Annotated in this window: 21 protein-coding genes and 1 pseudogene; 14 read left to right on the top strand and 8 right to left on the bottom strand. The window is 71.5% G+C overall.

What is annotated here, in order from left to right:
- Nucleotide 1 precedes the first annotated feature (1 nt).
- From mtrB to secA, 5 genes are all read left to right on the top strand, one after another.
- Nucleotides 2-1789 (top strand): MtrAB system histidine kinase MtrB, encoded by a 1788-nt coding sequence (gene mtrB, locus ACRDTB_RS18305; protein WP_431431794.1) that lies wholly within the window; start codon nucleotides 2-4, stop codon nucleotides 1787-1789.
- On the top strand, nucleotides 1786-3522 hold the full coding sequence (locus tag ACRDTB_RS18300) for an LpqB family beta-propeller domain-containing protein (RefSeq protein WP_431431792.1): 1737 nt from the start codon (nucleotides 1786-1788) through the stop codon (nucleotides 3520-3522). Before mtrB ends, ACRDTB_RS18300 begins: the two co-directional genes overlap by 4 nt.
- A gap of 67 nt (nucleotides 3523-3589) precedes the next feature.
- Entirely contained in the window at nucleotides 3590-4216 is a 627-nt protein-coding gene (locus ACRDTB_RS18295; RefSeq protein ID WP_431431790.1) for a ComF family protein, read from the top strand.
- A 684-nt stretch (nucleotides 4217-4900) separates the two neighbouring features.
- On the top strand, nucleotides 4901-5554 hold the full coding sequence (gene hpf, locus ACRDTB_RS18290; RefSeq protein ID WP_431431787.1) for a ribosome hibernation-promoting factor, HPF/YfiA family: 654 nt from the start codon (nucleotides 4901-4903) through the stop codon (nucleotides 5552-5554).
- Between the two features lie 208 nt (nucleotides 5555-5762).
- Complete coding sequence (gene secA, locus ACRDTB_RS18285; RefSeq protein ID WP_431431785.1) at nucleotides 5763-8729, top strand: preprotein translocase subunit SecA; 2967 nt, start codon at nucleotides 5763-5765, stop codon at nucleotides 8727-8729.
- 460 nt (nucleotides 8730-9189) lie between these two features.
- Here secA and ACRDTB_RS18280 read toward each other — a convergent pair whose 3' ends face one another.
- Together ACRDTB_RS18280 and ACRDTB_RS18275 are read right to left on the bottom strand one after the other, a co-directional pair.
- On the bottom strand, nucleotides 9190-9678 hold the full coding sequence (locus ACRDTB_RS18280) for an Rv3235 family protein (protein ID WP_431431784.1): 489 nt from the start codon (nucleotides 9676-9678) through the stop codon (nucleotides 9190-9192).
- Nucleotides 9679-9749: 71 nt separating this feature from the next.
- A complete protein-coding gene (locus ACRDTB_RS18275; RefSeq protein WP_431431781.1) occupies nucleotides 9750-10508 on the bottom strand; it encodes a TrmH family RNA methyltransferase in 759 nt (252 codons plus the stop codon).
- Nucleotides 10509-10575: 67 nt separating this feature from the next.
- Here ACRDTB_RS18275 and ACRDTB_RS18270 point away from each other — a divergent pair, with 67 nt between their 5' ends.
- The 6 genes from ACRDTB_RS18270 to pruA all read left to right on the top strand — a co-directional run bounded on the left by ACRDTB_RS18270 (nucleotide 10576) and on the right by pruA (nucleotide 15391).
- A complete protein-coding gene (locus ACRDTB_RS18270) occupies nucleotides 10576-11082 on the top strand; it encodes a DUF6912 family protein (RefSeq protein WP_431431780.1) in 507 nt (168 codons plus the stop codon).
- Between the two features lie 259 nt (nucleotides 11083-11341).
- A complete protein-coding gene (locus ACRDTB_RS18265; protein WP_431431778.1) occupies nucleotides 11342-12724 on the top strand; it encodes a TrkH family potassium uptake protein in 1383 nt (460 codons plus the stop codon).
- Nucleotides 12717-13055 carry an NAD-binding protein gene (locus ACRDTB_RS18260; RefSeq protein ID WP_431431776.1) on the top strand — a complete coding sequence of 113 codons (339 nt, stop codon included), beginning with the start codon at nucleotides 12717-12719 and terminating at the stop codon, nucleotides 13053-13055. Before ACRDTB_RS18265 ends, ACRDTB_RS18260 begins: the two co-directional genes overlap by 8 nt.
- Before the next feature lie 60 nt (nucleotides 13056-13115).
- The gene (locus tag ACRDTB_RS18255; RefSeq protein ID WP_431431774.1) at nucleotides 13116-13427 is read left to right on the top strand and encodes a TrkA C-terminal domain-containing protein; all 312 of its coding nucleotides are present in this window, start codon (nucleotides 13116-13118) and stop codon (nucleotides 13425-13427) included.
- 104 nt (nucleotides 13428-13531) lie between these two features.
- Entirely contained in the window at nucleotides 13532-13687 is a 156-nt protein-coding gene (locus tag ACRDTB_RS18250; RefSeq protein ID WP_431431773.1) for a hypothetical protein, read from the top strand.
- Nucleotides 13688-13762: 75 nt separating this feature from the next.
- The gene (pruA, locus tag ACRDTB_RS18245; protein ID WP_431431772.1) at nucleotides 13763-15391 is read left to right on the top strand and encodes an L-glutamate gamma-semialdehyde dehydrogenase; all 1629 of its coding nucleotides are present in this window, start codon (nucleotides 13763-13765) and stop codon (nucleotides 15389-15391) included.
- A gap of 224 nt (nucleotides 15392-15615) precedes the next feature.
- Here the strand turns inward: pruA and ACRDTB_RS18240 are convergent, their stop codons facing one another.
- A complete protein-coding gene (locus ACRDTB_RS18240) occupies nucleotides 15616-16008 on the bottom strand; it encodes a hypothetical protein (RefSeq protein WP_431431770.1) in 393 nt (130 codons plus the stop codon).
- On the opposite strand from ACRDTB_RS18240, the pseudogene ACRDTB_RS18235 reads away from it, so the two are divergent.
- Nucleotides 15935-16741 (top strand): annotated as a pseudogene (locus tag ACRDTB_RS18235) (S8 family serine peptidase); the annotation flags it as partial. The gene ACRDTB_RS18240 and the pseudogene ACRDTB_RS18235 overlap by 74 nt on opposite strands.
- Before the next feature lie 79 nt (nucleotides 16742-16820).
- Nucleotides 16821-18212 (top strand): hypothetical protein, encoded by a 1392-nt coding sequence (locus ACRDTB_RS18230; protein ID WP_431431768.1) that lies wholly within the window; start codon nucleotides 16821-16823, stop codon nucleotides 18210-18212.
- Here the strand turns inward: ACRDTB_RS18230 and ACRDTB_RS18225 are convergent.
- The 5 genes from ACRDTB_RS18225 to aroA form a co-directional block, all read right to left on the bottom strand.
- Nucleotides 18209-18346 (bottom strand): hypothetical protein, encoded by a 138-nt coding sequence (locus ACRDTB_RS18225; RefSeq protein WP_431431767.1) that lies wholly within the window; start codon nucleotides 18344-18346, stop codon nucleotides 18209-18211. The two genes, ACRDTB_RS18230 and ACRDTB_RS18225, sit on opposite strands and share 4 nt — an antisense overlap.
- A gap of 188 nt (nucleotides 18347-18534) precedes the next feature.
- A complete protein-coding gene (locus tag ACRDTB_RS18220) occupies nucleotides 18535-19353 on the bottom strand; it encodes a hypothetical protein (RefSeq protein WP_431431765.1) in 819 nt (272 codons plus the stop codon).
- Between the two features lie 64 nt (nucleotides 19354-19417).
- Nucleotides 19418-20440, bottom strand: coding sequence for a ribosome small subunit-dependent GTPase A (gene rsgA, locus ACRDTB_RS18215; protein ID WP_431431764.1), 1023 nt, complete (start codon nucleotides 20438-20440; stop codon nucleotides 19418-19420).
- Nucleotides 20437-20982 carry a hypothetical protein gene (locus ACRDTB_RS18210; RefSeq protein ID WP_431431763.1) on the bottom strand — a complete coding sequence of 182 codons (546 nt, stop codon included), beginning with the start codon at nucleotides 20980-20982 and terminating at the stop codon, nucleotides 20437-20439. The genes rsgA and ACRDTB_RS18210 overlap by 4 nt, the downstream gene beginning before the upstream one ends.
- 146 nt (nucleotides 20983-21128) lie before the next feature.
- Entirely contained in the window at nucleotides 21129-22406 is a 1278-nt protein-coding gene (aroA, locus tag ACRDTB_RS18205) for a 3-phosphoshikimate 1-carboxyvinyltransferase (protein ID WP_431431761.1), read from the bottom strand.
- A gap of 85 nt (nucleotides 22407-22491) precedes the next feature.
- Between aroA and ACRDTB_RS18200 the strand changes: the two genes are divergently transcribed.
- Nucleotides 22492-23213, top strand: a 722-nt coding sequence (locus tag ACRDTB_RS18200; protein ID WP_431431759.1) for an SOS response-associated peptidase, incomplete at its 3' end; no start/stop codon positions are given.

Genomic DNA, 23213 nt, shown 5'->3' with positions numbered 1-23213 from the left:
GGTGAAGCGCAACGTACGGGCGGTCGTGGCGGCCGGCGCCCGGGCCGTCGAGTTCTGCCGCCAGCGGGTCGCCTACTTCGGCGAGCTGTGGCGACGCTCGCTGCAGGTGCGCGTCGTCGTCAGCACGCTCGCGCTGTCCTCGGCGGTCGTCTTCGTGCTGGGCATGGTGCTACAGAACCAGATCACCGACCGGTTGCTGGAGACCAAGGAGCAGGCCGCGATCGCGGCCACCCGCGACGCCGTCCAGGTCGCGGAGACCCAGCTGGCCGGCGTCAACCCGACCGCCGACGCCGTCCGCAACCGGCTCACCAGCGCGCTCAACCGGCTGACCAGCTCGTCACCGAACAGCAGCACCGCGAGCTCCGCGGCCGGCGCGTTCGAGCCGGTGCTCGCGAGCGACTCGCCGGGGCTGGCCGAGTCCGGCGACAGCATCAGCGTCGGGGCGTACGCCGACGTGCCCGACAGCCTGCGGCACTTCGTCCAGGCACACGAGTTCGCCGTGCAGAACCACACCGTGGACCGCGCGTCCGGCCGCACCACGTTCCTCCTGGTCGGCGCCCCGTTCGGCACCGCGAACCGGCCGATGCAGCTGTACATGCTGTTCCCGCTCACCGCCGAGCAGCACACGATCAGCGTCGTGCAGAGCACGCTCATCGTCGGCGGCCTGGTGCTGCTGCTCCTGCTCGCCGGCATCGCGAACCTGGTGACGCGCCAGGTCGTCCGCCCGGTGCGCAGCGCCGCCCAGGCCGCGGCCCGCTTCGCCGGCGGCGAGCTCGACCAACGCATGCAGGTGGTCGGCGAGGACGACGTCGCCAAGCTCGCCGAGTCCTACAACCTGATGGCCGAGAGCATCCAGCGCCAGATCCGCCAGCTGGAGGAGTTCGGCACCCTGCAACGCCGGTTCACCTCCGACGTCTCCCACGAGCTGCGCACGCCGCTGACCACCGTCCGGATGGCCGCGGACGTCCTGCACGCCTCCCGCGAGCAGTTCCCGCCCGGCCTCGCCCGCTCCACCGAGCTGCTGGTCGACGAGCTGGACCGCTTCGAGTCGCTGCTCGCCGACCTGCTGGAGATCAGCCGGCTCGACGCGGGCGTCGAGGAGCTGGTGGCCGAGCCGATCGACATGCGGGCGATCGCCGTGCGCGCGGCCCGGGCGGTCGCCACGATCGCCCGCAGCGCCGGCAGCGAGATCATCCTGGATCTGCCCGAGGAGGAGGCCGTCTCGGAGGTCGACGCCCGGCGCATCGAGCGGGTGCTGCGCAACCTGCTGGCCAACGCCGTCGACCACGGCGAGGGCCGGCCGGTGCGGCTGCGCATGGCGTTCGACGACCAGGCGCTCGCGGTCACCGTTCGGGACTACGGCATCGGCCTGCGGCAGGGCGAGGCGGAGCTGGTGTTCAACCGGTTCTGGCGGGCCGACCCGTCCCGCAACCGGCACACCGGCGGCACCGGGCTCGGCCTCGCGATCAGCGTCGAGGACGCCCGGCTGCACGGCGGCGGGCTCGACGCGTGGGGCGAGCCGCACAAGGGCGCCTGCTTCCGGCTGACGCTGCCGCGCCGCCTGGACGTGACCTACGCCGAGAGCCCGCTCGAGCTGCCCCCACCCGACGCCCATCTCGAGGTCGCCGCGGCGGTCGGGGCCCCGGTCGCCGGTGACGTGTACCGGGTGACCGTGCCCACCGAGTCCGGGCCCGACGGGGTGGGGAACGGCTCGGCGCCGGCGCAGACCGACGAGCCGCCGTCCACACCGGCCCCGCCGAAGGCACCCGAGTGGGAGGAGGTCCGATGACCCGGCGGCGCGCCTTCGTTCTGTTCCTGCTGTCCGTGCTGGTGTTCTCCGGCTGCGCGAACATCCCGGAGGAGACCACACCGCGTGCGGTGCGCGACGACAACGACCAGCCGACGGGCACGATCGACGGGCCGACGAAGGGCCTGGACGCGTTCGACCTGGTGCGCGAGTTCATCCACCGGTCGGGCAACCCCGAGGCCGCGGCCATGTACCTCACCGACAAGGGCAAGCAGGGCTGGAACGGTGAGGCCGCGCCGACGATCATCCTCGACACGTTCGACACGGTCCCGGTGCGCACGCCGGCCGTCGAGGAGGATCTGGGCGCGGCGTCGAGCGAGGTCGAGACGGTCGTGCTCGAGGTGACCCCGGTGGGCCGGCTCGGCGCGGACCACGCGTTCGTGCCGACCATCGAGGACAAGGAGTACAACGTCACGGTCCGCAAACGGCCCGACGGGCAGTGGCGGATCGACACGCCGCCGCCGACCAGGTTCGTGCCGCTGTCCGACTTCGAGGCGAGCTACCGCGCGGTCACCGTGTACTACTTCGACCCGGACCTGCGGATCACCGTGCCGGACCTGCGCTACGTGGCCGCCGAGCCGAACAGCGGGCTGCCCGCGCGGGTGATCAACGTGCTGCTGTCGGGTCCGTCGGACACGATGCGCCGGTCGGTGCGCTCGCCCCTCGAGGGCATCGGTACGAGAACCAACGTGGTCCCCGACCCGGACGGGACGCTGGTCGTGGACCTCAAGGAGCTCGGCGACAAGTCCACCGAGCAGCGCGAGCAGATCGCCACCCAGATCGTGCTGTCCCTGCAGACCGTCACGTCCAGCCGGCTGCGGCTGCGGGCCGACGGCCAGGACCTGATCCCGGGCCGCCGCGACTGGCGACCGGGCGACCTGAAGGTCTACGACGCGCCGACCAAGCCCGACTCCGACCAGCCGGGCATGGTCGCGGCTGACGGCAGGCTGACCTCGCTGCGCCACGGCCGCCCGATCGCGGGCCCGGCCGGGAACGGCGAGTACGAGGTGCTGACCGCGGCGCAGTCCATCGACGGCGGCCAGCTCGCGGCGGTCGTGCAGACGTCGGCCGGGCCTCGGCTGCGGGTGGGTCCCGTCGGCGGGCCGTTGGAGCTGGTCGACCTCGAGGCGCGGGAGATGACCAGGCCGACCTGGCTGGTGAGCACGTCCAACGAGGTGGCGACCAAGGAGGTCTGGACGGTCGCCGACGGGAACGTCGTGCGCGTGGTCCGCGGCAGCGACGGCACGTGGAAGGCGTTGCAGGTCAACGCGTCCGAGCTGACCGACTTCGGCCCGATCACCGAGCTGCGGCTCTCCCGCGACGGCACCCGGGCGGCCGCGGTCGCCCGCGGTCGGCTCGTGGTGGCCTCGGTCGTGCGCGACAAGGACTCGGTGTCGCTGCGCACGCCGCGGCGGCTGCAGCCGATCAACGTCGTGCAGGCGATCGGCGTCGACTGGCTGAGCCAGGACACCCTGGTCGTGGCGACGACGCAGGGCTCGCTGCCGGTGGCCAGCCTGTCTGTCGACGGTCTCAAGCTGGAGGTGTTCGACCGGAACAACCTGCAGCTACCGATCAAGTCGATCGCCGCCGCCCCCGACCGGGACGTGATCGTGACCGACAGCGCGGCGGTGTCCAGCGTGCCCGGCGTGGGCCAGCTGTGGCGCCAGCACCCGCACGGCAAAGGCCCGAACGCCATCCCGTTCTACCCGGGCTGACCGGCGTTCTGCCCGAACCTGACCTGCGGTTCCCGAAATTGTCAGTGGGGCGTGCCAGTATTCGCCCATGCGTTCGTTTCGGCTGCTCGACCTGATCATCCCGCAGCGCTGTGCGGGGTGTGCCGCGCCCGCCACCGCGTGGTGCACATGGTGCGCCCGCACGCTCGGCCGGCCCGTGCCGGTGTCGCGTCCCGGCCTGTCCGGGGCCTACGCGCTGGCCGGCTACCGAGGCCCCGCGCGCGGGGCGGTCCTGGCGTACAAGGAGCGGGGGCGCGGAGACCTGGCCGACCACCTGGCCCGTGCGCTGGCCGCGGCCGTGGTCTCGATCCGGGCGGGCCCGGTGGTGCTGGTCCCCGCGCCGTCTCGACCCGCGGCGGCCCGCTCCCGCGGTGGTCAGCACATGACGACCGTCGCCAGACGCTGCGCGGCGAACCTCCCCGGAGCGACCGTCGTGCCAGCGCTACGCCTGGACGGCCGAGCGGCGGACTCGGTGGGCCTCGACGCCCGCGCCAGAGCGGCGAACCTGCTGGGCCGCCTGCGCCCGGACCCTCGCCACCCCGTGCCCCCGGGCTTGCCGGCGATCGTCCTGGATGACGTGATCACCACCGGCGCCACCGCAACGGCTTGTCTAGCCGCCCTGAAGTCGATCGACGTTCCCGTAGCGGCGTTCCTGGCCCTCACGGCCACCACCTGACCCCACGCAGGAGACCAGCTGGCACCCGACCCCGCCATGCCCACCGTCCAAACCTCCCGCGCCGTCCGCGTGATAGGGCCGTGATCAGGACGTGATACCGAAATGCCACCAATAACTACCCGCCAGTACACGCCTCGATTCACGTTTTTCCGCGTCCCGATTGCGTTATCGATCTACTTCGCGCGCTCGGCGGAGGCCATCGTTTCATCGTGCAGATACCTCCGTCCGAGTGAATTATCGGTGGGAACTCAGACTCGAAGGTGATCGTTGGCCGGGTATGGGAGACCGGCCCGACCGTGGTGTCGAACCGCTGCTACGAGCGGCGATGTCTCTGGGTATGCCTGGTACGACCGGACGATCGGCGATCCGGTCGGCCGGGGGGATGATCATGCGCAGCCGGCGGAGGTCACGGCCGCGGCGGTTGCTCTCCGTAGGCGAAACGGGGCTGCGAGGTTCCCCCGTCGAGGGGGCTTTTGCAAGCGCACAAGCCAAGCTAACGTGCCGGCTATCAGCTTTCCCGGTTCGCAGGGAGGAGGCGAAGAGCCCATGACCCTGGCGCCGGAGGAGCGTTGAGGCGGGGTGTCCTCAAGCCCTTCAACGGCCTGGCCGGTCCACCAACCCGGATCCCAGATCTACGGCGCCCGAAGTTCGCTCACTAGCTCGCTCAGGCGAGGGAGGTCGTGTATGGACATCGTCGTTAAGGGCCGCAACGTCGAGGTGCCCGCTCACTACCGCGTGCACGTCGAGGAGAAGCTGGCTCGGCTGGAGCGCTACGACCGCAAGGTCATCCGCTTCGACGTGGAGCTGTTCCACGAACCAAACCGTCGGCAGGCGAAGAACTGCCAGCGCGTAGAGATCACCGGCAAGGGCAGGGGCCCGGCCGTCCGATCCGAGGCATGTGCGGGCGACTTCTACGCCGCACTCGACGCCGCGGTCACCAAACTTGAGAACCGACTTCGTAGGCTGCACGACCGCCGGCGCGTGCACTATGGGCGCCGCAGCCCGTCCTCCGTCGCGGAGGCCACCGCCACCATGCCGAAGATGCCCATGACCAACGGCCGCGCCAGCACGGCCGTACTACCCGCCCGCACCGAGGAACTCGAGGGCACCCCCGAGGTACCCGCCCAGCGCTGGGACGGCGCCGAGGACGACAACCTGCCCGGTCGCGTCGTACGGGAGAAGGAACACTCCGCCGAACCCATGACCGTCGACGAAGCCCTCTACCAGATGGAGCTGGTCGGCCACGACTTCTACCTCTTCAACGACTCGAGTTGCGGCCGGCCCAGCGTGGTGTACCGCCGCAAGGGATTCGACTACGGCGTGATCCGCCTGGTCTGAAGCGAACCCACGAACCAATCACGGACCTGACGAGGTGCCCCCGAGCCACCGCTCGGGGGCACCCGTTCGCATGCCCACCAGCCCATCCGTGCACAACCCGTCCGGCCGGTCGGGGCAAGCCACGGTGACGCCGATCCGTAACCGCCTACGATGGCAGTGACGAGGTGCCCGTGGCGGGCGCGACAATCCAGCTAGCGAGGTTGACCTGATGGTGCTGTCCCGGATACTCCGCGCCGGCGAGGGCAAGACGCTCAAGACGCTGCGCAAGACCGTGGGTGAGGTCAACGATCTCGAGAGCTCCGTCGCCGACCTCACCGACGCCGCGCTGCGTGCGAAGACCGAAGAGTTCCGCAGGCGCTACGACGAGATGCGCGAGGTCGACCCGGACGACCCGGAGGCCACCGACTTCGACGCCCTGGACCTGCTGCTCCCGGAGGCGTTCGCGGTCGTCCGCGAGGCCGCCCGGCGCGTGCTCGGCCAGCGGCACTTCGACGTGCAGATCATGGGCGGCGGTGCGCTGCACCTCGGCAACGTGGCCGAGATGAAGACCGGTGAGGGCAAGACGCTCACCGCGGTGCTCCCGTCCTACCTCAACGCGCTCTCCGGCAACGGCGTGCACGTCGTCACGGTCAACGACTACCTGGCCAAGCGCGACGCCGAGTGGATGGGCCGGGTGCACCGTTTCCTCGGCCTCGAGGTCGGCGCGATCCTGTCGGAGTTGACCACCGAGCAGCGCCGCCGCTCGTACCGGGCCGACGTCACCTACGGCACCAACAACGAGTTCGGCTTCGACTACCTGCGCGACAACATGGCCGGCAGCCTCGACCAGATGGTGCAGCGCGGCCACAACTTCGCCATCGTCGACGAGGTCGACTCGATCCTCATCGACGAGGCCCGCACGCCGCTGATCATCTCCGGCCCGGCGGACCAGTCGTCCCGGTGGTACACCGAGTTCGCCCGGATCGTCAGGCGCATGTCGGGCATCGACGTCACGGCGCTGACGCCGCGGGACCGCGAGGCCCGCGCCGCCGAGATCGCCAGCAAGCACTACGAGGTCGACCGCAAGCGGCGCACGATCGGCGTCAGCGAGCGGGGCGTCCAGTTCGTCGAGGACCAGCTCGGCATCGACAACCTCTACGACGCGCAGAACACCCCGCTCGTCGGCTACCTCAACAACGCCGTCAAGGCCAAGGAGCTGTTCCAGAACGACAAGGACTACCTGATCCGCGACGGCGAGGTCCTGATCGTCGACGAGTTCACCGGCCGCGTGCTCGCGGGCCGGCGCTACAGCGAGGGCATGCACCAGGCCATCGAGGCCAAGGAAGGCGTGGAGATCAAGGCCGAGAACCAGACGCTCGCCACGATCACCCTGCAGAACTACTTCCGCCTGTACACCAGGCTCTCCGGCATGACCGGTACGGCCGAGACCGAGGCCTCGGAGTTCTGGAACACCTACAAGCTGCACGTGGTGCCGATTCCGACGAACCGGCCGATGGTCCGCGACGACCGCACGGACCTGATCTACAAGACCGAGGAGGCGAAGTTCGAGGCGGTCGCCGAAGACATCGCCGGGCGGCACGAGGATGGCCAGCCGGTGCTGGTCGGCACCACCAGCGTCGAGCGTTCGGAGTACCTGTCGAAGCTGCTGGTCAAGCGCCGCATCCCGCACAACGTGCTGAACGCCAAGCACCACGAGAAGGAGTCGGCGATCATCGCCGAGGCCGGGCACCGCGGTGCGGTCACCGTCGCGACCAACATGGCTGGTCGCGGTACCGACATCATGCTCGGCGGCAACCCCGACCACCTGGCAGAGGAGTCGTTGCGCGCCAAAGGCTTGGACCCGGTCGAGACGCCGCACGAGTGGACCGTCGCGCTGCCCGAGGCGCTCGAGCGCGCTCAGGAGGACGTGCGCGCGGAGGCCGAAGAGGTCATCGAGGCCGGCGGGCTCTACGTGCTCGGCACCGAGCGCCACGAGTCCCGGCGCATCGACAACCAGCTGCGCGGCCGCTCCGGCCGGCAGGGCGACCCGGGCGAGTCCCGCTTCTACCTCTCGCTCGGCGACGAGCTGATGCGGCGGTTCAACGCGCAGTTCGTCGAGCGGGTCATGGTCACCATGCGGGTGCCCGACGACCAGCCCATCGAGGCGAAGATGGTCACCCGGGCGATCAAGAGCGCGCAGACGCAGGTCGAGCAGCAGAACTTCGAGGCACGCAAGAACCTCCTCAAGTACGACGAGGTGATGAACCAGCAGCGCAAGGAGATCTACGCCAACCGCATGCGCGTGCTGCAGGGCGAGGATCTGCGCGAGCAGATCGACCACATGATCTCCGACGTCGTCGGCGACTACATCGAGAAGGCGACGGCCGGCGGGTACGCGGAGGACTGGGACCACCGCAAGCTGTGGACGGCCCTCAAGGAGCTGTACCCGATCTCGCTGAAGTGGGACGAGCTCGTCGAGGAGGTGGAGGACCGCGGTGACGACCTCACCGCGGAGAACCTGCTGGACGCCGTGCTCGCCGACGCCCGCCGCGCGTACGACGAGCGCGAGGCGTACGTGAACAGCCGCGTCCTCGGCCCCGACGGCCGCTCGACGGGCGACGGCATGCGCCGCCTCGAACGGCTGGTGATGCTCGATGTGTTGGATCGCAAGTGGCGCGAGCACCTCTACGAGATGGACTACCTCAAGGACGGCATCGGCCTGCGGGCCATGGCGCAGCGCGACCCGCTGATCGAGTACCAGCGGGAGGGCTACGACATGTTCAACACCATGCTCGAGGCCCTCAAGGAGGAGTGCATCATGATGCTGTTCCGCGCGCAGGTCGCGGAACCGGAGTCCCAGCAGGCGCCCGCCGCGGGCGGCCCCGCGGCACCGCCCGCGACGAGGGTCCAGCAGGCGGCCGCCCGCGCTGCGCAGCCGGGCCAGCGCAAGGCACCCGCGCAGCAGCAGCAGCCGCCGCCGCCGCAGGAGCAGATCCCACCGGCGCTGCGCGGCAACCGCCCGCAGACCGAGCAGCAGTACACGTACTCGGGCCCGGCCGAGGGCGGCGGCGTCCAGTCACGCGGTGATCAGAGCGGCGGCAACGGCCAGAAGCCCAACACCGGCGGTTCCCGCCGCGAACGCCGAGCCGCGGCCCGCGATGCTCAGCGGCGGGGCAAGAAGGGCCCGCGCCGCTAACCGGCAACCACCCGCAGCACGGCACCGATCGAGGTGCCGTGCTCCGTCGTGCCATGCCTGTTCCCGTTCACCCGCAAGTACTCCACAGCCACACCGCGCGACGGCCAAAACCGTCAGGGGCCGCGACTAGGATGGAAACAGGGGGACCCCCTCGCGGTTGTCCACAAGTCGAGCGGCTGTCCACAGATTCGTGTGCGTACGCCAGACTCGTCGGTGTCCGCCCGTACGCTGGATCTCGGGGGCCGGAGGCCGCCCTCCACGCGGCTCGACCTCGTCCGTGGATGGTGGTGCCCGCGGACGGCGGCACACCTGGCAGCGTCGGCCGCCAGGTGTCGGCGGGCCAGCGGGCGATGCCCCGGGGTGCACGCGTAGTGCGGAGAACCCCGTGCCTCATCCGGAGCGCGAGCCGGCGCCATCCAAGCCGCCCGCCCGTTGTGGGACCGCCGACGCCGTGTGGAAGTCAGAGCAGGCGTAGCACGGAGCAGTGCCAGGTGCCGTCGACGTGATCCAGGCGGGCGGCCAGTGCGCACACCCGCCTCGCCGCGGCCGGGCCGGGACCGATGTCGATCACCGCCGCGATCTCGACGGCTGCCGGGGACGGGTAGCACGCGCGGAGGCGGCGCAGCCGGTGCGGCCGGCCCGGCGTGGTCGTGCGCAGGCGGGTCAGCAGCGCCTCGTACGCCGCGTCGGACAGGAGGGTGCGTAGCTGCCCCACCGCCCGCCGGCCCTCCAGCACCTCCAGCACCCGGACCAGCAGCCGCCACAACGCATCGGGGGTGACCTCCGGCTGCCGGGGCGGGGCGACCAGCGCGAGCTGCGGCCCGCTCGCCGGGCGCAGGCTCGACCACCGGCGCGGCTCCTCCTCTCCGGGCGCGTGCGACGGCTCGTACTCGGGCAGCGCCCGCAACACCGGGCGTGGCGCGGGCAGGTACCGAACAGGTGCGGTCATGCCCTACAGAGCCGAGAACCCATGACATCCGGACAATGATCACCCCAACGTGTCCGTTCGGACACGAGGTGTCAGCGGTGGCGAGCGATCTCGAAGCAGAGCACCGCTGCCGCGCTCGCGACGTTCAGCGACTCGACCCCGCCGCTCATCGGGATCGACAGCGACCCGGTGACCGACGCCCGCACCTCGTCGCCGACGCCGCCGGTCTCCCCGCCCAGTACGTACGCCGCGCGCCGCGGCAGGTCCACCGAGAACAGCGACGTCCGGGCCGACCCCTCCAGTGCCAACAGCGGGAAACCGGCCGCGCGCAAGGCCGACGCGGCCTCTCCGGCGGTGTAGCAGCGCAGTACCGGCGCGTGGAAGGCCACCCCCGCCGACGCCTTGACCACCAGCGGGTCGAGTGACGCCACGCCGCGCCGCGGCACCACGATCCCGTCGATCCCGGCGGCCGTCGCGGTGCGCAGGATCATGCCGACGTTCGCGGGCGTCGTGATCCCGTCGAGCAGCAGGACGGTCGACAGCGTGCCGGACGCGAGCGCGTCGGACAGCCGGCGCATCCGCGGCGCGACGACGTCGGCGAGCACGCCCTGGTCCTGCTTTCCGTTGCCCGCCAACACCTTCACCCGATGCGCGCTGGCCCGCTCCACCCGCACCGACCGGGCCGACGCCGCGTCGAGGATGTCCCGTACGGGCGTGCCGCGGGCGTTGTCGGCGAGGATCACCTTGTCCACCCGCAGGCTCCGGTCGACCAGCGCCTCGAGCACCGGCTTGCGGCCGAACACGGTCACGAACCGGTCCTTGGGTGACGACGCGTCCACGAGGTGGAGCATTCCACGTCCGCGCGCGCCCGGTGTGTCAGGATCTAACCCTGCCCGTTGCACAGGGAATGGGAGTGCGGTGAGGGTCTACATTCCGGCCACGGTGACCATGTTGCGTGCACTGAACGTGAAAGGTGAGGTGGCCGCGGTCGGCGACACCGCCTTCGCCCTGACCCCCGCGCTGCGCGAGTCGTACGCCACGGGCACCGCGGAGGAGCTCGAGTACGCCGCCATGCTGGAGGCCGCCCGGGCGTCGCTGCGGCTGCTCGCCGGCGAGCTGGCCGACGACGCGGAGGGCACACTGCCCCGCCGCGCGGTGATCTCCGCCGACGTCGAAGGGGTGACGCTGCGCCCGGATCTGGACTTCGCCGTGGTGCGGCTGGCCGAGTCGGTGCCGGCGACGCTGGTGGCCGCCGTGCACCTGGACACCGAGAACGCCGAGCCGGCGGTGCGCGCGGCCGCGAACGTCATCGACGCCGCCGACCTCGGCGACCCGGACGCGCAGTTCACGCTCGGGGACGCCGAGGACCACGAGCTGGCGTGGTACGCGACCGAGGAGCTGCCGTTCCTGCTGGAGCTGCTGTAAGGCGCGCCGCCGGCCCCCGAAAAGTCAACACAGCGGGGCGTGTCAGACGTAAGCCGGGTCTCGCCGTCAGGATTGCGTCAAGACAGTGCCCTCGCGGTCAGCTGGCCGCCTATCGTCTGGCCGAGGCGCGTGGGTCTGGCTCTCGCGATCGCGTGCGCGCCGGAACGAGTACGTCTGGCAGGAGGCGCGCAGTCCGTGGAGTCGGGGCTCACGAGCTCGACATCCCCCTGGGGCCGTTCCGGCAGTAGGCACGCCAGTGGTGCGGGAGGGGACGCACGTGGTGATCTCGCGGCGTAGGCAGCCGCGAACGACCGCGGAGCGGTTCCGCCATCCGGCGCGGGTGGTGGCGGCGGGGTTCGGCAGTGCGATCGGGATCGGCACCGTGTTGCTGCTGTTGCCGGTGGCCACCGAGTCCGGGCAGGGCGCCGGGCTGGTCGACGCGGTGTTCACCGCCACCTCGGCGGTGTGCGTGACCGGGTTGATCACCGTGGACACCGGTGGTCACTGGTCGACCTTCGGCGAGGTGGTCATCCTCGCGCTGATCCAGACCGGCGGGCTGGGTCTCATGACCCTCGCCGCGCTGTTCACCGTGCTGGTGGCGCGCCGGCTCGGGCTGCGCCGACGGCTGCTCGCCCAGGCCGAGACCAAGGCCCAGGGGCTGTCCGGCATGGGTCGGGTCGTGCGCAACATCGTGCTGTTCAGCCTGGCCAGCGAGGCCGTCGTGGCCGTGGTGCTCACCGTCCGGTTCGCCACGGGCTACGCCCGACCGCCCGATGAGGCGCTCTACCACGGGGTTTTCCACGCGATCTCGGCATTCAACAACGCCGGCTTCTCCCTCAACAGCGACAGCCTCATCGGCTACGCCACCGACCCCTGGGTCAGCCTGACCGTCGCTGTCGCGGTCATCGTCGGCGGGCTGGGCTTCCCGGTGGTGTTCGAACTGGCCCGCCGCTGGCGCAAGCCGTCGACCTGGTCGGTGCTCACCCGACTCACCGTGTGGCTCACCGCGGCGCTGCTCCTGGTCGGCATGGTTGTCACCGTCGCGGTGGAACGGTCCAACCCGGACACCCTCGCCCCGCTGTCGGGCCCGGGCAAGCTGCTGGCCGGGTTCTTCCACTCGGCCATGGCCCGCACCGCGGGGTTCAACAGTGTGGACACCTCCGCCATGCGACCGGAGAGCCTGTTCGCGACCGATCTGCTGATGTTCATCGGCGGTGGCAGTGCGGGCACCGCGGGCGGGATCAAGGTCACCACGTTCGGCCTGCTCGCATTCGTGATCTGGTCGGAGATGCGCGGCGAGACCCAGGTCAGCGTGGGCCGCCGCCGCGTTCCTGAAGCCAACCAACGCCAGGCCCTGGCCGTCGCCCTGCTGGGCATCGGCGCGGTGGCGATCTCCGTGTTCACCCTGCTGGCGCTGACCCAGCACACCCTCGACCGGGTGCTCTTCGAAGCCATCTCCGCGTTCGGCACCGTGGGGCTGTCCGCCGGCATCACCCCCGACCTGCCCGCGGCCGCCAAGATCCTGCTGATCATGCTCATGTTCGTCGGCCGTGTCGGCCCCCTCACCCTGGCTTCGGCACTGGCGCTGCGCCAGCGGACTCGACGCTTCGAATACCCCGAGGAAAGGACCATCGTTGGCTAGGACATCGACGCGGTCATCCGGACGGTCACACGCCGGCCTCGACGACGAAACCGTCGTGGTCATCGGACTCGGCCGATTCGGCGGCGCGCTCGCCCTGGAACTGGTCGCCCTGGGCGGCAACGTCATGGCCATCGACACCAATCCCAAGATCGTCCAGGCCTTCGCCAACCGGCTGCCGCACGTCGTCGCCGCCGACACCACCGACATCGAGGTACTGCGACAGCTCGGCGTGGCCGACGTCGACCGCGTCGTCGTCGCGATCGGCACCGACATCGAAGCGAGCCTCATGACCACCTCACTCCTGGTCGACCTCGACATCCCCGACATCTGAGCCAAAGCGATCAGCCGGGACCACGGCACCATCCTGCGCCGCGTCGGCGCCCACCACGTCGTGCTCCCCGAACACGAGATGGGCGAACGCGTCGCGCACCTGCTCTCCGGCCGCATGCTCGACTACGTCGAGGTCGACACCGACTACGCCGTGGTCAAGACCAAACCGCCCCACGACGCCGTCGGCATCCCACTGGCCGAGTCCCGTATCCGCGGCAGGTACGGCGTCACCGTCGTCTCGGTCAAGAGGGAAACCGACGGGCCCGACGCCACGTTCACCTACGCCACCCCCGACACCACCCTCATGTACGGCGACCACATCCTCGTCGTCGGCACCATCCACGACCTGGAACGGTTCGCCAACGCCAACTGATTCGCCGGTCGGTCCGTCACGGCAGGTGGGGCGGGCGCGGCCTCCGGCCCCGGGATCCAGAGTAGTGCTCGGGTCTGACGATTTCGGGCCGCGTCGGGTCCGGTGTGGACAACCGGCGCGGGAACGCGCACCGCGTCAGGGCTTCTCGACGTCACGACCCGGCCGACGCGGTCGAGACCGCGCTCGGTGGGATCGATCCGGTCCCGCTGTTCAAGGCCGAGGTCGACGCACTGGCGGCCGGGTGGCCGGCCGATTCGTGACAGGATGTCGGTAACCGCCGCCACCGGTCACAAGCCGGGAACGGCCCGACCAGAACCAAGGAGGCGAGCCACAACATGGACGCCATTTCGTCCGTGCCCGAGCCGGTCAACGAGCCCGTGCGGTCCTACGCGCCGGGCAGCGCCGAGCGCGAGTCGCTGCGGCACCGGATCGCCGAGCTGGAAGGCGAGCGGCACGAGCTGACCATGACCATCGGCGGCGAGCGGCGGATGGCCGGCGGCGAGGCGATCAACGTCGTCCAGCCGCACGACCGCGCGCACGTCCTCGGGGTCAGCGCGCAGGCCACCACCAAGGACGTCGCCGACGCCGTCAGCGCCGCGAAGCTGGCCGCGCCCGCGTGGCGCGAGCTGCCCTTCGACGAACGCGCCGCGATCCTGCTGCGCGCGGCCGACCTCGCGTCCGGTCCGTGGCGGGACACGCTGAACGGCGCGACGATCCTCGGCCAGTCGAAGTCCGTGCAGCAGGCCGAGATCGACTCCGCCTGCGAGCTGATCGACTTCTGGCGCTTCAACGTCGGCTACGCCCGCCGGGTCCTCGCTGAGCAGCCGCAGTCCAGCGCCGGCTTCTGGAACCGGTTCGACCACCGGCCGCTCGACGGGTTCGTCACGGCGATCACCCCGTTCAACTTCACCGCGATCGCCGGCAACCTGCCGACCGCGCCCGCGCTGATGGGCAACACGGTCGTCTGGAAGCCCTCGCCCACCCAGCAGCTCGCCGCGTACTACACGATGCGCGTGCTCGAGGCGGCCGGTCTGCCACCCGGCGTGATCAACATGGTGACGGGCGACGGCGCCGCGGTCAGCGAGGTCGCGCTGGCGGACCCGGACTTCGCCGGGCTGCACTTCACCGGCTCCACGCGAACCTTCAAGTACCTCTGGCGCACGATGGCCGAGCGGCTCGACACCTACCGGTCCTACCCACGGATCGTCGGCGAGACCGGCGGCAAGGACTTCGTCGTCGCGCACCGCTCCGCCGACCCCGCGGCCGTCGCGACCGGGCTGGTGCGCGGCGCGTTCGAGTACCAGGGCCAGAAGTGCTCGGCGGCCTCGCGTGCCTACGTCTCCCGCTCGCTGTGGGAGTCCGGCCTGCGCGAGCAGCTCGTCGACACCACGAAGTCGCTGTCGTTCGGAGACGTCACCGACTTCGGCCACTTCGGCGGAGCGGTGATCGACAACCGTGCGTTCGCCAAGCACAAGGGCGTGCTGGAGATGGCCGCCGGCACGTCGTCGCTCGAGGTGCTGACCGGCGGCGGCTGCGACGACTCGGTCGGCTACTTCGTCGAGCCGACCATCGTGCTCGGCAGCGACCCGATGAACGACCTGTTCACCACCGAGTGGTTCGGCCCCATCCTCGCGGTCCACGTCTTCGACGACGCCGAGTACGCCAAGGTGCTCGAGCTCGTCGACGGCTCGACGCCGTACGCGCTGACCGGTGCCGTCTTCGCCACCGACCGGGCCGCGATCGAGGAGGCGCACCGTGCGCTGCGCTTCGCCGCCGGCAACTTCTACGTCAACGACAAGCCGACCGGCGCCGTCGTGAGCCAGCAGCCGTTCGGCGGCAGCCGCGGCTCGGGCACCAACGACAAGGCCGGCTCGATCTACAACCTGCAGCGCTGGGTGAGCCCGCGCTCGGTCAAGGAGACGTTCGTCCCGCCGACCGACCACATCTACCCGCACATGGGTTGACCCGCGAACGGGCCCGGCCGCGACGGCCGGGCCCGTTCCGGCTGAGTCCTCGGCGACCGGTGTGCCCAGTGCGTCGGGAGTCGCTCCTCCCGGTCGGGCCGGCTGGCGCACCGAGAACGCCGCGACGCCGCCCAGTTGGTTCCGGCGGCCAACCTTCTCGCCGCAAGCGCTTGCTCCCAGCTCGGTGATCTTGGCAGGCAACCTCGCGGGCCAGGTTTGTGTATTTACCACTGGGTGGAGCGGCAGCCGGTGAGGTGCTGCCGCGCTCTTGTTGGAGGGTGGATGAGCCACGACAAGGCCCGCGTACGCGTCGCGGGCTTACTCGCCGTGGCGACCGCCGCCGCGGGCACGCTGGTGCTCGGCGGGTCGGGGGTGCCGCAGGCGCGAGGGGAATCGGGGGCCGGGCCGGTCGCGGCCGAGACGAGGACGGTCACGCTGCTGACCGGCGACCGGGTCGTGCTGAACGGTCCGCGGGTCAGCGTGCGGCCGGCGTCGGGGCGCGCGCACGTCACGTTCCTGCGCAGCACGGACGAACGCGGCGACGTGCACGTCGTGCCGCGGGACGTGGCGCGGCTGGTGTCGTCGGGCACGCTCGACCCGCGGCTGTTCGACGTCACCGGGCTCGTCCGCGCCGGGTACGACGACGCCACGCGCGACGACCTGCCGCTGATCGTCGACTACCCGGGTGCGACGCCGCGTGCGGCCGGGGCGAAGGTCACGCTGAACCTGCCGGCCGTGAGCGCGGTCGCGGTCCGGGCGGACAGGTCCCCGGCGTTCTGGGCCGGCGCGGGCAGGTCCGCCAGCAAGATCTGGCTGGACGCCCCGGTGCGCGTGAGCCTCGACCGCAGCGTGCCGCAGATCGGCGCGCCCGAGGCGTGGTCGGCGGGCCACACTGGGAAGGGCGCCACGGTCGCCGTGCTCGACACCGGCGTCGACGCCACGCACCCGGACCTCGCCGACGCGGTCGCCGGGGCCCGCGACTTCACCGGCAGCGAGACCGGCGCCGAGGACCACTTCGGGCACGGCACGCACGTCGCGTCGATCATCACCGGCAGCGGCGCGAAGTCCGGCGGGAAGTACCAGGGCGTCGCGCCCGACGCGAAGCTGCTGAACGGCAAGGTGCTCGACGACTCGGGCGGCGGCAGCGAGTCGGGGATCATCGCCGGCATGGAGTGGGCCGCGAACAACGGCGCCGACGTGATCAACATGAGCCTCGGCGACCCGTTCCCCAGCGACGGCACGGACCCCATGTCGCAGGCGGTGAACAAGCTGACCGCCGACACCGGCGCGCTGTTCGTCGTCGCGGCCGGCAACTCCGGCCCGTCCGACGAGTCCATCGGCAGCCCCGCCGCCGCGGACGCGGCACTCACGGTCGGCGCGGTCGACCGGGACGACAAGCTGGCCGAGTTCGGTCCGCACACCGATCACGGTGAACCGGGAGGTGGAGAGCTACGACGTCACGGTTCGCTCGCTCGACCACGACGGCAAGCCGACCCCGGAGTACTTCCTCCGGTTCGTCGACATCGACGAGCGGAAGGCGTACGTGCCCTACGACGAGTCGGGCACGGTGGTCGCGCGCGTGCCGAAGGGCCGGTACTACCTCGACGGGTTCGTGCAGACCCAGCGCGGCGAGAACGCGTGGCCGTCGACCGAGTTCGCCGAGGCGAACCATGTCGTGGACGGCGACGCCGAGCTCGTCCTCGACGCCCGCAGGGGCAAGCAGGTCGACTTCACCGTCGACGAGCCGAACGCCGAGGAGGGCGCCACCGTCCTGCAGTTCGCCATGCGGACCGAGTGGGGGTCGACCGGCAGCACGCTGATCGGGGCCGGCTTCGACGACCTGTTCGTGGCGCCGTCCAGGACGTCGGGCGAGGGGTTCACGTTCATGGTCGAGGCCGAGCTCGCCGAGCCGGACGGGTCCGGCGGGCAGTGGGGCTTCCACGGCAGCCCGTACATGTACCACCTGCGGTGGCACCAGGACGGCCGCGTGCCGGAGAAGCTGGCCCGGACGGTGCGCAACAAGCAGCTGGCGAAGGCGGTCACCGAGCACGCGGTGTCCGAACCTGGCCTGCTGGGCATGCGCAGCGGGTTCCTGACGGGCGACCTGCCGTTCCGGCTCACGGAGTACTACACGCCGGGCGAGCCGTGGTACGACACGTTCGAGGAGACCGCGGACCCGCAGGACCTGCCGGTGACGTTCCAGACCACGGCGACCGGGCGGGAGTACCGGAAGGGCGAGGTCACCCGGCAGCGGTGGAACGTCGGCGTGTTCGGGCCCGCGTTCCCGGTGTCGGACTTCGACCCGGCGACCTACGCGGGGCGGCTCGGCGACGAGGTCCGCATGGCCCTGCCGTTGTTCGCCGACCAGGCCGCCGACCACGACGGGTTCTCGTTCGGGGCGAGCGGCACGACCGAGCTGTTGCGGGACGGCCGGCCGGTGGGCTCGAGCGACTTCCCCGGCGGCGGCGACTTCGTGCTGCCCGCGGACACCGGCACGTACACGCTGCGCACGACGGCCGAACGGGACGCGCCACTGTCCACATCGGTCAGCGGCGAGTGGACGTTCTCGTCGTCGCATGTGGACGGTGAGGAGCCGGCCGCGTTGCCGCTGCTGGCCGTCCGGTTCGCGCCGGCCCTGGACGACGCGAACACCGCGCCGGCGGGCCGCTTCCAGTTCCCGGTGTACGTGCAGCGCAACGGCTCGGCCACGCCGGGCCGGATCCAGAAGCCGACGGTGGAGGTCTCCTACGACGACGGCACGACGTGGGCGCCGGTACGGCTGTCCTGGCACGACGGCCGGTGGCTGGCGACCGTGGACTAGCCGGCCGGGGCGTTCGCGTCGCTGCGGGCGTCGACCGCCGACCGGGACGGCAACACGGTGACGCAGACGATCACGCGGGCGTACCGGGTGGGGTAGGGGTCGGTGGGGCGGGGCAGGAGCGGGCTCCGCCCCACCGCTTTGTCCACAGGCCCCCGTTCGGCCCGCCGGTTCTGTCGGTGCACGCCGATAGGCTGGAAAGCGGGGGGCCCCCGCGTGGCCGGAGGTGTCCACAGGCGGCGGCTTCGGTGCGCGGTTTTGTCGGGGGTGCTCGGTACGCTGGTTTCCGGGGCCGGAGGCCAAGCGACTGTCGTGGAAAGCGGCGTCAGCGGGGCAGCTCGCCCACCTGGCCGGCCGGCGGGGCCTTGATGTCCACCGGCTCACCCCACTTCGTGTAGTCCACCTGAACCTTCACCGGCGTGGTCTTGCCGGTCGACGGGTCGGGGGTCGGCATCTCCACGGTCATCCGGGCCGGCAGGCCCTCGCCGTCGACCCACAGCTCGACCGGGAAGTCCTGCAAGCCGGACTTGATCGCCTCCTGCATCGCCTGCTTGAGCTGCGGGTCCTGCTGGGTGTCCGCGAGCTTCTGGACATCGACCGTGATCTTGTAGTGCGTCGTCTCGACGCCGTTCAGGTCCTCCTTCGCCGAGGACGTGATCGTGCCGGCCTTCTGGAACTGCTCCAGCATCTGGCGCGGGTCGGCGTTCTGGCGCATCTGGTCGGTCAGGCTGCCGAGCGCCTGCGCCATGGGGTTGCTCTGGTCCTTGGAGTCGATCTTGATCCACGGCTTGCCACCGGTCGACAGTCCCGGCGGCAGCTTCATGTACAGCACGCCGTCGAGGAAGACCATCGACATCTTGCCCTGGCCGGTGTCCATGTCCATCGACACCGCCGGGTCGGTGCCGCCGAGCTCGAGGTCGCCCTCACCCTTGACCTCGAAGCCGCCGGCCCCGCCGGTGAACACCATGTGCGCGGAACTCGACTCCGCGGTCTGGTCGCCGACCTGCTTCGCGAGCGCGACCAGGTTGGTCGCGGCCTCGGCCCCACCCTCGGCCTGCCCGCCGCCGCCGTCCACCTCGTCGGCGCACGCGGTCAGCGAGACGGCCAGCGCGAGCGCCGACAACGACGCTGCGATCCTGCGCATCCCTTTGCTCCCCTCGGAAGAACTCGTTGGGACAACGAGACTAGCGTTCACCCGTTCAGGTCGGTCAGTCACCGTACTCGTCGAGCCGTGCGCGTGAGGCCAGAAGCCGACGCAGTGACGCGAGCCGGTCAGACGAGGCACGTCCCTCGGCGGTCACCACGTCGAGCATGCAGTCCGGGTCCTCCGGTGGACCCAGGTGCCCGCATCCGGACGGGCACTCCTCGGCCGGCTCCACGAACTCGTCGAACGCCGCGACGATGTCGTCCGGCTCCACGTGCGCGAGCCCGAACGAGCGGATACCCGGCGTGTCCACCACCCAACCCCCATCGGGCAGCGGCAGCGCGACCGCGGTCGTCGAGGTGTGCCGGCCCTTGCCGACCGCGCTCACGTCCGCGGTGGCGCGCATGGCATCCGGCACCAGCTTGTTGACCAAAGTGGACTTTCCAACGCCGGAATGCCCGACCAGCGCGGAAACCTGGCTGGTGAGCCGCTCGCGCACCTCGTCGGGCTCGCGGTCGCTGCGGGTCACGAGCGTCGGCAGGTCGAGGTCGGTGTAGGCGGCGATCACCTCGTCGGGGCTCGCCAGGTCCGACTTCGTCAGGCACAGCACCGGATGCAGCCCGCCCGCATACGCCGCGACGAGGCAGCGGTCGATGAAACCGGTGCGGGGTGGGGGATCCGCGAGCGAGCAGACGATCAGCAGCTGCTGCGCGTTGGCCACCACGACCCGCTCGTACGGGTCGTTGTCGTCGGCGGTGCGCCGCAGGACGCTGCTCCGGTCGGCCACGCGCACGACCCGGGCCAGCGTGTCCGGCCGGCCGGAGGTGTCGCCGACGAGGTCGACGAGGTCGCCGACGACGATGGGGGTCCGGCCCAGCTCACGGGCCCGCATGGCGATGACCTGGCGGTCCGGCCTGCCGTCCAGCGCACACGTCCAGCGGCCGCGGTCGACGCCGACGACCATGGCCGCGCGGGCGTCGGCGTGCTCGGGGCGGCGCTTGGTGCGCGGCCGGCTGCCCCTACCGGGCCGCACCCGGACGTCGGACTCGTCCAGGCGCGCCCAGTCCGACCGCCGGCGACCGGTCACGACCCGCGGCCCGGTCGCTCGGGTCGCCGCCCACCCGGCTGTGGACAACCGGCCCACGGCGCGCGAAAACCGTCGGTGCCCGCACGTAGGCTCGAACCCGGGGGGCCCCCGGGGCGATTGAATGGACCGTTCAATCGCCCCGCCACGACGTCCGGCACGCCGACCGCGAAGATCGCCGCGGCCTCCTTGCCGGCCAGGCCGTCCAGCCGGGTACGCCAGCCGTCCATCAGCCGGACCCCGCCGGCCCGGCTCTGCTCCGTCCACAGTGGAACGCCGACGGCGAGCGGCGCGTTGATGTCGCGGTAGATGGTCCGCTCGGACACCGAGGGCGCTTCGGCCGGCTTTGTGTGCTTGGTGTGCTTGGCCAGTTCGGTCGGCTTGGCCGGATCGCCCGGCTTGGTCAGTTCGGTCGGCTCGCCCGGCGGCGCCGACTTGGCCAGTTCGGTCGGCTTGGCCGGATCGCCCGGCTCGGTCTGCTTGGTCGGATCGGCCAGATCGGCCGCGGTGGCCCGGCGCTGCCGAGCCGTCCGGACCGGCGCCACGGTGGCCTGGCAGCGCCGTGTCGGTTGTCCACAGGGGCCGCGCACGCGCCCCGGAATGTCGGTCCCACCGTCTAGCGTGGATTCCGGGGGCCGGAGGCCGGCCCAGAGCTCGCGCCCGCCGGCCCGCGTCGCCTGCGCTCCCGTCATCACCGTGTCGCGCCGCCCAGCATCGTCCGCCACATGGCCGGGAAGTCGGGCAGCGTCTTGGCCGTCGTGGCGATGTCATCCACCTTCACACCGGGCACGACGAGGCCGACGATCGCGCCCGCGGTGGCCATCCGGTGGTCGGCGTAGGCGTGCCAGGTGCCGCCGTGCGGGGTGGCCGGGCGGATCGCCAGCCCGTCCTCGGTCTCGCGGGCGTCCCCGCCGAGCCCGTTGATCTCCGCCGCCAGCGCGGCGAGCCGGTCGGTCTCGTGCCCGCGCAGGTGCGCGATGCCGCGCAGCACCGACGGACCGGCCGCGAGCGCGGCGAGCGCCGCCACGGTCGGCGTCAGCTCGCCGACGTCGTGCAGGTCGATGTCCACTCCGGACAGTCGGGCCGGGCCGGTGACGGTCAGCCCGGCCGCGCTCCGCTCGACCTCGCAGCCCATCCGCCGCATGATCTCGCCGATCGCGTCGCCCGGCTGCGTGGTGCGGGCCGGCCAACCCGGCACGGTGACCGTGCCGCCGGTGACCGCGGCCGCGGCCAGGAACGGCGTCGCGTTCGAGAGGTCCGGCTCGACCCGCCAGTCCAGCGCGGCCACCGGCCCGGGCTCGACGCGCCACGTGTTCGGCTCGCCGGGTCCATCGGCGCTGACCGCCACCCCCGCCTCGCGCAGCATCTGGACGGTCATGTCGATGTGCGGCATGGACGGCACGGGCTTGCCGTCGTGGTGCACGGTGAGGCCCTGGTCGTAGCGCGCGCCGGCGAGCAGCAGGCCGGAGACGAACTGGGAGGACGCCGACGCGTCGATGGTCACCGTGCCGCCGGGCAGGCTGCCCTTGCCGTGCAGGGTGAACGGCAGCGTGTCGCCGTCGATCGCGGCGCCGAGCGCGCGCAGCGCGTCCAGCACCGTGCTCATCGGCCGCTCGCGGGCGCGCGGGTCGCCGTCGAAGCGGATCTCGCCGTCGGCGAGCGCGGCGGCCGGCGGCACGAACCGCATGACGGTGCCGGCGAGCCCGCAGTCCACGGTCGCCGGGCCGGACAGGCCCGCGTGCGGCGCGACCGTCACGCCGTCGCCGTCGACGGTCACCGGCACGCCGAGAGCACCCAGCGCGGTGATCATCAGGTCGGTGTCGCGGCTGCGCAGCGCGCCGGTGAGGGTGCCGCCACCCTCGCTCAGCGCGGCCAGCAGCAGCGCCCGGTTGGTGATCGACTTCGAGCCGGGGACCGTCACGGTGGCGCTAACGGCCTCGGTAGCGACGGGTGCCTGCCACAGGTTCATGCGTCGATGATCCCGCATCTCGGGCTCGGCGATGCACACTGTCGGTGCGACGTGCCACGATGCGGCGTGGGAAGGAGTGGTGCAGGTGTGCGGTAGGTATGCCGCGGCGAAGGATCCGGCCACGTTGGCGGCGGAGTTCGACGCGTACGACGCGACCGAGGACCACGCGCCGCCCGCCGACCACAACGTCGCGCCGACGAAGGACGTGGTGGCCGTCGTGCGGCGGCACCCGCGCGACGCGGACGGCAAGGCCGACGAGAGCCGCACCGAGCGCAGTCTTCGGGTGATGCGCTGGGGACTGATCCCGGCCTGGGCCAAGGACCGCTCGATCGGCGCCCGCATGATCAACGCGCGCTCGGAGTCGGCGGCCACGTCGAACGCCTTCAAGACCTCGCTCGCCAAACGGCGCTGCCTGCTGCCGGCTGACGGCTGGTTCGAGTGGAAGCGGGAGGGTGGCCACAAGCAGCCGTTCTTCATGACCCAGCCGGACGGCGCGAGCCTCGCGATGGCCGGGCTGTGGACGGTGTGGCGTGACCCCAAGGAGTCCGACGGCCCGCCGGTCGTCAGCACCGCCGTGCTCACCACCGCCGCGCAGGGCCGGCTTACCGAGATCCACGACCGGATGCCGCTGCTGATGGCCCCCGAGCGCTGGGCGGCCTGGCTCGACCCGGATGCCGAGGACCCCGGTGACCTGCTGACCCCGTCGCTAGAGCTGGTCGAGGCGTTGGAGCTGCGGCCGGTGTCGAGCAAGGTCAACAACGTCCGCAACAACGGACCCGAGCTCATCACCCGCGAGGAGCCGGTCGT

The organism is Actinophytocola sp. (genome assembly GCF_050699935.1).
In the GTDB taxonomy this organism is placed as follows: Bacteria; Actinomycetota; Actinomycetes; order Mycobacteriales; family Pseudonocardiaceae; genus Actinophytocola.
Note: the sequence above shows the minus strand (reverse complement) of the source record. Positions and strands in the feature narration are given on the sequence as shown.

Excerpts from the sequence above, each read along its gene's own strand:
- hpf (WP_431431787.1), top strand. The coding sequence starts at position 4,901 with ATGGACATCGTCGTTAAGGGCCGCAACGTCGAGGTGCCCGCTCACTAC.
- pruA (WP_431431772.1), top strand. The coding sequence starts at position 13,763 with ATGGACGCCATTTCGTCCGTGCCCGAGCCGGTCAACGAGCCCGTGCGG.
- secA (WP_431431785.1), top strand. The coding sequence starts at position 5,763 with ATGGTGCTGTCCCGGATACTCCGCGCCGGCGAGGGCAAGACGCTCAAG.
- ACRDTB_RS18275 (WP_431431781.1), bottom strand. The coding sequence starts at position 10,508 with ATGCTCCACCTCGTGGACGCGTCGTCACCCAAGGACCGGTTCGTGACC.
- aroA (WP_431431761.1), bottom strand. The coding sequence starts at position 22,406 with ATGAACCTGTGGCAGGCACCCGTCGCTACCGAGGCCGTTAGCGCCACC.
- ACRDTB_RS18295 (WP_431431790.1), top strand. The coding sequence starts at position 3,590 with ATGCGTTCGTTTCGGCTGCTCGACCTGATCATCCCGCAGCGCTGTGCG.
- ACRDTB_RS18300 (WP_431431792.1), top strand. The coding sequence starts at position 1,786 with ATGACCCGGCGGCGCGCCTTCGTTCTGTTCCTGCTGTCCGTGCTGGTG.
- ACRDTB_RS18280 (WP_431431784.1), bottom strand. The coding sequence starts at position 9,678 with ATGACCGCACCTGTTCGGTACCTGCCCGCGCCACGCCCGGTGTTGCGG.
- ACRDTB_RS18220 (WP_431431765.1), bottom strand. The coding sequence starts at position 19,353 with ATGCGCAGGATCGCAGCGTCGTTGTCGGCGCTCGCGCTGGCCGTCTCG.